Origin of the sequence: Achromobacter sp. 2789STDY5608621 (assembly GCF_001299375.1) — a bacterium.
Lineage (GTDB): Bacteria > Pseudomonadota > Gammaproteobacteria > Burkholderiales > Burkholderiaceae_B > Achromobacter > Achromobacter insuavis.
The window spans coordinates 83,803-91,456 of record NZ_CYTU01000027.1 but is presented as its reverse complement, the minus strand read 5'-3'; the positions used below and the strand labels follow the sequence as shown (position 1 = coordinate 91,456).

Here is a 7,654-nt window from a genome sequence, read left to right as displayed (position 1 = left end):
AGGCGCAGCAGGCGTAGCGGGCGCCCGCCTCCCGCGCGGTCCCGGACCCGGCCCGTCAACGCGGGCGCCCGCCGACCTCGATCGCGACGCCTTCGACGCAGGCGACGATGCGCCCGTCATCGCCGCTGGCGGGATGGCCGCCGGTGAAGTCCGAGAACGCCGGCAGGATCGCAAGGCCAGGGCGCAGCCAGAACGCCGGCCAACTGCGCGGCACGCCGCGCACGGACGTCTTCGGATGCACGTGGCCCGCGATGACGTGCAGGCCGGCTGGGGACGCCCGCGGAACATGGCTGAACAGGAACGGGCCGTCGATGCAGGTCTCGCCAAGCTGCCGCACGCCAAACGTCGGACCGTCCAGGGCGCGGTCATGATTGCCCGCCAGCACGGCGATCTCCAGTGCGGCCCGATCCCGCCGCCACGCCATCCACGTGTCGCGCCACCCCGCCTGCCCGGCGGGTCCGTGCAACAGGTCGCCCACGATCCACAGCTCGCGGGCGGCGGTGCGCGCGATCACCTCCGCCAGGCGGTCCAGGTCGCCGCGCGTGGCGCCGCTGGGCACCGCGATGCCCGCGCGCCGGAACACATGGCTCTTGCCCAGGTGCAGGTCGGCGATGATCAGGCGCGATCGCGCGGGCCAGAACAGCGCCCGCGTCCCCAGCAGCCACATCGGCTCGTCGCCCAACAGCGTCTGCAACGCGCCCTCAGGCAACGCGTTCATAGCGCTTCTCCAGTTGCTGCGCGGCACGCCTGACGCGCGCCTGCCAGGTCTCGGTGCTGAGTTGCCCGCGCATGCTTTCGGTCCACAGCGGGAACGACAAGGGCGTCAGCGCGCGCGGCTCGCACAGCGCCAGCTCGCGCCGCTGACAGTCGTGCAATGCCGCCAGCAGGCGCGGCGCCTCCAGTTGCAGCTCGAAGACCTCTCGCTCCGCTTGCGCCAGCAGCAGGTGGTCAGGGTCGTAGCGGCGCAGGACGTCGTAGAGCAGGCCGCTGGACGCCTGCACCTGGCGCAGCGAACGCGCCGCCTGGCCGGGCAGCGACGGCGTCAACAGGCCCGCCACGCGCGCGATCTCGCGGAACTGCCGACGCGCCATCTCGCCCAGGTTGACGCCATCGCGCAGGTCCTCGGCCATGTTGGCGGGGCTGAGCAGCTGGCGCAACAGCGCGTCGTCCAGCGCGGCCGGCTCGGCCAGCGTCAGCATCAGCCCGTAGTCGTTGACGGTGTAGGAAATCGTGTTGGTCTGCCTGCGGCCCCAGCGCAGCGCGATCATTGCCGCGATGCCTTCGTGCACGGCGCGGCCGGCGAACGGAAACAGGAACAGATGCATGCCGCGCCGCGTGCCGATGCGTTCTGCCACCAGCCGCCCCCGATCCGGCAATGCGCTGGCCTGCGCCTGGATCCGCAGCAGCGGCGCGACCGCGCGCATCTCCGGATGCGTGCCGGGGTGCGAATACAGGCTCTCCACTTCGCTGGCCAGCTGCGTCGACAAGGGCATGCGGCCGCCCTGCCAGGTCGCGACCGGACCATCGCCGCCCTTGGCGCGGCGCACGTAGGCGACCATGCCTTCCAGCCGCACCAGTTCCAGCGTGCGGCCGGCGAACTGGAAGCGGTCGCCGCGCCGCAGGCGCGCCAGGAAGCCTTCTTCCACCGAGCCCAGGCTGCCCCCGCGCAGGTACTTGACGGCCACGGCGCCGTCGGCGGTGATGGTGCCGATGGACAGGCGATGGCGGAACGCGACGCGCCGGTCGTGCACGCGATAGCGGCCGTCGTCGTCGCGCACGACCCGTTGATAATCCGGATACTTGGCCAGCGCGCGGCCGCCCTGCACGATGAAGTCCAGCACCGCCTGCCAGGTCGCGCGATCGAGCCCGGCATAGGCGTGCGTGCCGCGCACTTCCTGGTACAGCGCGTTGGCGTCGAAGCCGCCGCCGAGCGCCAGCGTGACGGCGTGCTGGGCCAGCACGTCCAGGCTGCCGACCGGCGGCGGCCGGGATTCGATCTCGCCGCGCGCGATGGCCTGCCGGGCGGCGGCGTACTCGATCAGTTCGAGCGCCTGCGCCGGCACGCACACCACGTTGCCGGACTCGCCCGGCCGGTGCCGGGCGCGGCCTGCGCGTTGCAACAGGCGCGCCACGCCCTTGGGGCTGCCGATCTGCAACACCTGGTCCACCGCCGGAAAATCCACGCCCAGGTCCAGGCTGGAGGTGGCCACCACGCAGCGCACCGCGCCGTCGCGCAGGCCCTGCTCCACCGCCGCGCGCAGCTTGGGATCGAGCGAACCGTGGTGCAGCGCCAGGGTGCCCGGCGCCTCCGGCCAGATCGATTCGAGCGCGCGATGCCAGAGCTCGGCCTGCGCGCGGGTGTTGGTGAACAGCAGTGTCGCGCGCACGTCGAACAGGCGCTTGAAGACCCGTTCCAGCTGCGACAGCCCCAGGTGCCCCGCCCACGGCAGGGCGCGGCTGCGTTCGGGCAACAAGGTCGATATCTGGATCCTGCGCGGCCGCGCGCCCGCCACCAGCGCGCTGTCGGGCGCGTGCGGCAGCAGCACGGCGCGGGCCTGGTCCAGGTTGCCCAGCGTGGCCGACAGGCCCCAGGTGCGCGCGCCGGGCGACAGGCGGCGCAGGCGCGCCAGGCACAGCTGCAGCAGCACGCCGCGCTTGTTGCCCAGCAGCTCGTGCCATTCGTCCACCACGATGCCGCGCAGAGCGCGAAAGCGCTGCGACGCATCGGCGTAGGACAGCAGCAGCGCCAGGGACTCGGGCGTGATGACCAGTACGTCCGCCTTGCCCTGCCGCGCCAGGCGCTTGTCGCGCGCGCTGGCGTCGCCGGTGCGCAGCGCCACTGTCCAGGTCAGGCCCTGGTCGGCCGCCGTCTGCGCCAGGGCGCGCGTGGTGTCGGCGGCCAGCGCCCGCAGCGGCGTGACCCACAGCACGCGCGGCCCCTCGCCCGCCGCCGCGGGCGCCGGCGCCGGGTCGGCCAGCGCCTCCAGCAGCGGGCCGCCGAATGCCGCCAGGGTCTTGCCGCTGCCGGTGGGCGTATGCAGCAGGCCGGATTCACCGGCCAGATAGCGCCGCCAGGTTTCGCGCTGGAACGCGGCGGGCTTCCAGCCGCGTGCCGCGAACCATGCCAGCAAGGGGCCGTCCCGCTTCGCGGCGCTCATCGCGCCAACGCCTTCAGGGTATCGAGCCGGTCGGCCTGGTCGGCGCGCTTGTCATGGCGCCAGCGCAGGATGCGGGGAAAGCGTACCGCCACGCCGGACTTGTGCCGCCGGGACAGGTTGACGCCCTCGAAGCCCAGCTCGAACACCTGCACCGGGTCGACCGAGCGCACCGGGCCGAAGCGTTCGCGCGTGTGGGCGCGCAGCCAGCGGTCCAGTTCAAGGATCTCCTTGTCGTCCAGGCCCGAGTAGGCCTTGGCGATGGGCACCAGCGCGTCGCCGTCCCACAGGCCGAAGGTGTAGTCGGTGTAGAGCGTGCTGCGGCGGCCGTGGCCGGACTGCGCGTACAGCAGCACCGCATCGATGGTGAGCGGATCGATCTTCCACTTCCACCAGTCGCCGCGCCGCCGGCCGGCCTGGTAGGGCGCGCCGCGGCGCTTGAGCATGAAGCCCTCCACGCCGCGCTCACGCGATTGCGCGCGCAACGCCTGGGCCTCGTCCCAGCTTGCCGGCGCCACCAGCGGCGACAGGCCCAGGCGCGGGTCGGCGCGCTCGCGCAACAGCGCTTCCAGCCGCGCGCGGCGCCCGGCCTGCGGCGCGTCGCGCAGGTCGGCGCCGTCCAGCTCCAGCAGGTCGTACGCGAGCAAGCGCACCGGCGCCTCGGCCAGCCACCGGGGCCCGGGCTTGAGCCGCTGGATGCGGGTCTGCAGGGCCGAGAACGGCATCGGATCGGCGCTGTCTTCCTGCCAGGCCAGCAATTCGCCGTCGATGACGCAATCCACCGCCAGCGCGGCCGCGGCGGCCTCGACTTCCGGGAAGCGGCCGTCCAGGCGCTCTTCGCCGCGCGACCACAACGCCACCTCGCCGCGCCGCCGGATCAGTTGCGCGCGGATGCCGTCCCACTTCCACTCCAGCAGCCAGTCGTCGATCGGACCCAGCAGCGCCGGGTCGCCCTCCAGCGGCGAGGCCAGGAAAAAGGGATAGGGCTGCTGGCGGTCTCCCGGCAGTTCGTCGGCGCTGAGCAGGTCGCGCAGAAACGCGGGGCTGGGCGACCATGCGCCCAGCATGCGCTGCGCGATGCGGGCGATGGGCACGCCCGACAACTCCGCCAGCGCCTGCTGCACCATGCGTTGCGACACGCCGACGCGCAGCGCGCCGGTCAGCAGCTTGTTGAAGACCAGGCGCTCGATGTAGGGCAGGCCCCGCCAGGCCGCGACGATGACTTCGCGGCGCTCGGCCTCGTCGCGGTTGGCGACCGGCACCAGGATCTCCTCGATCCAATCGGCCAGGCCGCGCTCGGGCGCGGCAATGCGCGGATCGGGCACCAGCAGCGCCAGCGTCTCGGCCAGGTCGCCGACCTGGTCGTAGCAGGCGTCCACCAGCCAGGGCGCGGTGTCGGAGGCGGTCGCGGCCCATGCGCGCAACTCGCCGACGGCGGCGATCTTGCGGCGCGCGCTGCTGATCTTGCCGCCCGCCAGCAGGTACAGGGCCCAGGCCGCGTCGCGCGGCGGCGCATCGCGGAAGTACGCCAGCAGCGCCGCGCGCTTGTCCAAGGTGGCGGTGCTGCGGTCCAGTTCCTGATACAACGCCGCGAATCGCTTCATGCCTGGGTCCGTTCCCCTGTCGCTACGAAAATGGCGCGGCGCGCCGTCCTAGTCGTCTTCGCCATATTGCGTGGCCAGCGTCTCGGCGGCGATGCCGGATTCATTCAGCGTGCGCACCAGCGCGTCGGTGTCGCCATGCGTGGCGATGACGCGGCGGGCGCCGGTCTGGCGGATCGTGCGCAGCAGATCGGGCCAGTCGGCATGGTCCGACACGACGAAGCCCCGGTCCATGTTGCGTCGGCGCCGGTTGCCGCGCAGCCGCATCCAGCCGGACGCGAAGCCGTGCTGCGCCTTGCGGAAGCGCCGCAGCCACGCGCTGCCGGCCGCCGACGGCGGCGCCAGCACCAGCTCGCCAGCAAATCCCGTGCCCGCGGCCGCCGGCGCGCTGTCCGCGTCGATGACCAGGCGCGTGTCGGGCAGCGCGATGCCGGCCTCGCGGTAGACGTCCACCCCCGCGGCAATCGCGCCATGCAGGTAGACGGGCCGGTCGACGAACGGCATCAGTTCGGCCAGCACCCGCTGCGCCTTGCCCAGCGCATAGCAGTAGAGAATGGCCGCCTCGCCGCGCGCGGCGCAATGGTCGCGCCACTGGACGATGTCGCGCGCCACCTCCACGGTGTCCGGCCAGCGATAGATCGGCAGGCCGAAGGTGGCTTCGGTGATGAAGGTGTCGCACGGCACCACCTCGAACGGCGCGCAGGTGGGATCGGGCTGGCGCTTGTAGTCGCCCGACACGACCCAGACCTGGCCGTCGACCTCGATGCGTACTTGCGCGGAGCCCAGCACGTGGCCCGCGGAATGCAGCGAAACGCGCGCCCGGCCCAGCGTGAACGGCTCGCCATAGGCGTGGACGCGGTAGTCCTGCTCACGCAGTCGCCATTGCAGGATGGGCAGGCCCTCGGCGCTGGTGTGGTAACAACCCATGCCGGCGCGGGCGTGGTCGCCATGGCCATGCGTGAGGACAGCCACGTCCACGGGGCGCCAGGGGTCGATGTAGAACCCGCCCGCGGCGCAGTACAGGCCCTCCGGACGCAATTGGACGATGTCGGCCATGGATGCTCTCCCGCCGGGATGGGCGCGACTCGCGCGGGGCGCGCGAAACGCGGCACGGCATCAGTCGGTTATACCGCGAATGCCGCGCCTGGCCAAAGCCGCCAGGCCGCCAGGCCGCTACGCCGCCCGCCGCGCGGCGGCCTCGGCCGGATCCCAACCCCGGCCCGGCACCGCCGCCAGCAATGCCTGGGTATAGGGATGCGAGGGTTGGCCGAAGACCTCGGCGCACGGCCCCTCCTCCACCACCTTGCCGTCCTTCATGACCGCAACGTGGTCGCACACCTGCGCCGCGACCCGCAGGTCGTGGGTGATGAACAGGATCGACAGGCCCAGTTGCTCGCGCAGGCGCGCCAGCAGCGCCAGCACCTGCGCCTGCACCGAGACGTCCAGCGCCGACACCGGCTCGTCGGCGATCAGCACGCGCGGCCGCATCGCCAAGGCCCGCGCCAATCCCACGCGTTGCCGCTGTCCGCCCGAGAACTCGTGCGGATAGCGGTTGATCGCGTCCGGCGACAGGCCGACCAGTTCGAACAATTCGCGCGCCTGGGCCCAGGCCTCGCGCCGCGGCATGCCATGCACGATGGGTCCGCGCGCGACGATCTCGCCCACGCGCTGGCGCGGATTGAGCGAGCCATAGGGGTCCTGGAACACCATCTGCACTCGCCGCGCATGCGCGCGCCGCGCGCCGGCGCCCTTGAAGGCCAGCGGTTCGCCCGCCAGCGTGACGGCGCCCGCGTCGGGCGGCGCCAGCCCCAGCAGGGTGCGCGCCAGGGTCGACTTGCCCGAGCCGCTTTCGCCGACGATGCCGAGCGTGCCGCCTTCGCGCAGCGTCAGCGACACGCCATCGAGCGCGCGCGTCTCGCGCCCCGGCTGGTTGAACCAGCCGCGCTTGCGGTAGGTCTTGGTCAGCGCCACCGTCGTGAGGATGGCGGGCGCGTCGGGCGCGACCGGCGTGCGCGCCGCGGCCGGCGCCAGCGGCGGCACCGCCGCGATCAGGGCGCGCGTGTACGGATGGCGCGGATGCCGCAGCACCTCGTCGGCGCGGCCGCTCTCCACCAGTTCGCCGCGCTGCATGACGGCGACGCGGTCGGCGATCTCGGCCACCACGCCGAAGTCATGGGTGATGAACAGCACCGCCGTGCCCTTGCGGCGTTGCAGGTCATGGATCAGGTGCAGGATCTGCGCCTGCGTGGTGACGTCGAGCGCCGTGGTCGGTTCGTCGGCGATCAGCAGCGCCGGCTCCAGCGCCAGCGCCATGGCGATCATGGCGCGCTGGCGCTGGCCGCCGGACAGTTCGTGCGGATACGCGCCCAGCGCCAGCGCCGGGTCCGGCAGACGCACCGAATCCAGCAGGCCCAGCGTGCGGCGGCGGATCTCGGCGCCGGACAGGCGCGTGTGGGTGCGGAACACTTCCGCGATCTGGTCGCCGATGGTGCGCAGCGGATTGAGCGCCGTCATCGGCTCCTGGAAGATCATGCCGATGCGCTGGCCGCGCAGGCGGCGCATCGCGGCCGGGGACAGGCGCAGCAGGTCCTCGCCTTCCCACAGCACCTGTCCGCCGCTGGCGCGCACGCCCTGCGGCAACAGGCCCAGGATGGCGCCGGCGGTCAGCGATTTTCCGGACCCGCTCTCGCCGACGACGCACACGATCTCGCCGGCGTTGACGGACAGGGACAGGTCATGGAGCGCGTGCGGCCGGTCGGCGCCGGCCGGCAGGTCCACCGTCAGGTTCTGGATGCGTAGCAGTTCGGTCATGGGAGGCCGATGGTAAAGCGCGCGGCGACAGCGGCTAACGACAGATCGGCGATTAGCAAATTCCCGCCGCGTGATCCCGCGGACCGG

At 72.7% G+C, this 7,654-nt stretch carries 5 protein-coding genes; all 5 read right to left on the bottom strand.

The window, feature by feature from the left end; translation table 11 throughout:
• Nucleotides 1-55 precede the first annotated feature (55 nt).
• A complete protein-coding gene (gene pdeM, locus AOZ53_RS22180; protein WP_054489378.1) occupies nt 56-718 on the bottom strand; it encodes a ligase-associated DNA damage response endonuclease PdeM in 663 nt (220 codons plus the stop codon).
• Nucleotides 702-3,158 (bottom strand): ligase-associated DNA damage response DEXH box helicase, encoded by a 2,457-nt coding sequence (locus tag AOZ53_RS22175; RefSeq protein ID WP_054489377.1) that lies wholly within the window; start codon nt 3,156-3,158, stop codon nt 702-704. Before AOZ53_RS22175 ends, pdeM begins: the two co-directional genes overlap by 17 nt.
• A complete protein-coding gene (locus AOZ53_RS22170) occupies nt 3,155-4,759 on the bottom strand; it encodes an ATP-dependent DNA ligase (protein ID WP_054489375.1) in 1,605 nt (534 codons plus the stop codon). Before AOZ53_RS22170 ends, AOZ53_RS22175 begins: the two co-directional genes overlap by 4 nt.
• Nucleotides 4,760-4,807: 48 nt before the next feature.
• The gene (locus tag AOZ53_RS22165; protein ID WP_054489373.1) at nt 4,808-5,812 is read right to left on the bottom strand and encodes a ligase-associated DNA damage response exonuclease; all 1,005 of its coding nucleotides are present in this window, start codon (nt 5,810-5,812) and stop codon (nt 4,808-4,810) included.
• Nucleotides 5,813-5,929: 117 nt separating this feature from the next.
• Nucleotides 5,930-7,567, bottom strand: coding sequence for an ABC transporter ATP-binding protein (locus AOZ53_RS22160; protein WP_054428793.1), 1,638 nt, complete (start codon nt 7,565-7,567; stop codon nt 5,930-5,932).
• Between the last annotated feature and the right edge of the window lie 87 nt (nt 7,568-7,654).

Bases quoted from the DNA above. Each gene is read 5' to 3' on its own strand.
- pdeM (WP_054489378.1), bottom strand. From the start codon at position 718: ATGAACGCGTTGCCTGAGGGCGCGTTGCAGACGCTGTTGGGCGACGAG.
- AOZ53_RS22160 (WP_054428793.1), bottom strand. From the start codon at position 7,567: ATGACCGAACTGCTACGCATCCAGAACCTGACGGTGGACCTGCCGGCC.
- AOZ53_RS22175 (WP_054489377.1), bottom strand. From the start codon at position 3,158: ATGAGCGCCGCGAAGCGGGACGGCCCCTTGCTGGCATGGTTCGCGGCA.
- AOZ53_RS22165 (WP_054489373.1), bottom strand. From the start codon at position 5,812: ATGGCCGACATCGTCCAATTGCGTCCGGAGGGCCTGTACTGCGCCGCG.
- AOZ53_RS22170 (WP_054489375.1), bottom strand. From the start codon at position 4,759: ATGAAGCGATTCGCGGCGTTGTATCAGGAACTGGACCGCAGCACCGCC.